The organism is Streptomyces calidiresistens, from assembly GCF_014141525.1.
In the GTDB taxonomy this organism is placed as follows: domain Bacteria; phylum Actinomycetota; class Actinomycetes; order Streptomycetales; family Streptomycetaceae; genus Streptomyces; species Streptomyces calidiresistens.
This window is the reverse complement of sequence record NZ_VKHS01001034.1, coordinates 1-1,603: the sequence shown is the minus strand read 5'-3', so window position 1 is coordinate 1,603 and position 1,603 is coordinate 1. Positions and strand designations below refer to the sequence as shown.

Annotated in this window: 2 protein-coding genes; one reads left to right on the top strand and one right to left on the bottom strand. The window is 76.8% G+C overall.

Annotated elements, in window-relative coordinates; all coding sequences use genetic code 11:
* The coding region (locus tag FOE67_RS25225) for an aldo/keto reductase (RefSeq protein ID WP_323385491.1) at positions 1-962 on the top strand (962 nt) is incomplete at its 5' end.
* Between the two features lie 31 nt (positions 963-993).
* Here FOE67_RS25225 and FOE67_RS25220 read toward each other — a convergent pair.
* Positions 994-1,603: DNA cytosine methyltransferase (locus FOE67_RS25220; protein ID WP_182667127.1), on the bottom strand; the 610-nt coding region annotated here is incomplete at its 5' end.

Sequence of the window (1,603 nt, the reverse complement as noted above, 5' to 3'; positions counted from 1 at the left end):
CCCACTCGCTCCCGCTGCCCGCCCAGGGCCTCGGCTGCATGCGGATGACCGGCGAACCGGACTCCGCCGGGGACCTCGCCGGCCGCGAGGTGATCCACCGCGCCCTGGACCTCGGGGTGACGATGCTCGACACCGCCGAGCTGTACGGCAACGGTCGCAACGAGGAGTTGGTCGGCCGGGCGCTGGGCGGCCGGCGGGCCGGCTCCCGACGCGGCGAGGCCCTGCTGTGCACGAAGGTCGGCGCGCTGATCGGCCCGAACGACTCCCTGGTGCTGCGCGGCGACCCCGACCACATCCGGGCGGCCTGCCGCAACAGCCTGCGCCGCCTGGACACCGACGTGATCGACCTGTGGTACCTGCACCGGCGGGACCCGGAGGTGCCCATCGAGGAATCGGTGGGGGCGATGGCGCGGGAGGTGGCCGCCGGGTGGGTCCGCGCGATCGGTCTGTCGGCGGTCACCGCCGCCGAGCTGCGGGCCGCGCACGCCGTCCACCCGATCGCCGCCCTGCAGTCCTCCTGGTCGCTGACCGACCGGGTGATCGAGGACCCCACCGGAACCGAGGGGGACGGGACGCACGCCGTGACGACGGTCTGCGCGGAGCTGGGCGTGGCCGTGGTCCCCTACGCCCCGCAGGGCGCGGGGCTGCTCGCCGGCGCGGCGCCCGGCGCCCGCCCCGACGGGCGCGGGCCCACCGGGGAGAGCGAGGAACTCCGGGCCCTGCGCGGGGTGGTGGGCGACGTGGCGCGGCGGCACGGGGCGCTGCCGGGTCAGATCGCCCTGGCCTGGTCGGCCTCCCGCGCCGCCGAGCTCGGGGTGCCGGTGGTGCCCATCCCCGGCACCACCCGGCTCGCCCACCTGGAGGAGAACGCCGCCGCCCGGGACATCGTGCTGTCCCCCGACGACCTCGCCGCCCTGGACACCGCCTCGGCCGCGCTGTGGCGCCGGGGCCGGTCCGGCTGACGGGCGCGGGCCCGTGCGGTCGGCCGTCCGGTCAGCCGCGCAGGGCTCGGTGGACGGCCCCCGCCACGGCCGTGCCCAGCCCCACCGGCACGGCGTTGCCGATCTGCCGGGCGATGGAGGTGCGCGAGCCGCACCAGCGGAAGTCGTCCGGGAAGCCCTGGATGAGCGCCGCCTCCAGGTGGGTGATCGGCCGGTGCTCGGTGGGGTGCAGGTAGCGGCCCTTCTCCGGCTTGTAGAACTCGGTGCGGATGGTCACCGAGGGCCGGTCGGCGTGCAGGCGGCCCATCACGTCCCCCGAGCCGTTGCGGTGGTTGTCCCAGCTGGGCGTGGACAGGTACGTCGCCGGGCCGGGGATGTTCTCCCAGCCCGGTTCGTGCGAGAGCCGGATCCGCCCGGCGCGGTCGGTCTTGGCGTACACCCCGGTCAGGTGCTTGCGGTTGCCGCCGGCCGGGATCGCCGCGTAGCGGGCCAGGGAGAGCGGCTCGGGGTTGCGGCGCAGGTGCAGGGCGGTGGTGGGCCACCAGCCGTCCGTGTTCGGCGGCAGCTCGTCGCGCAGCGGGATCGCGGCGCTGCGCTCGAAGATCGGCGCGACGGTCCGCCACGGCGGCAGGTCGGAGCCGCGACCGGGGCGGGCATGGGTG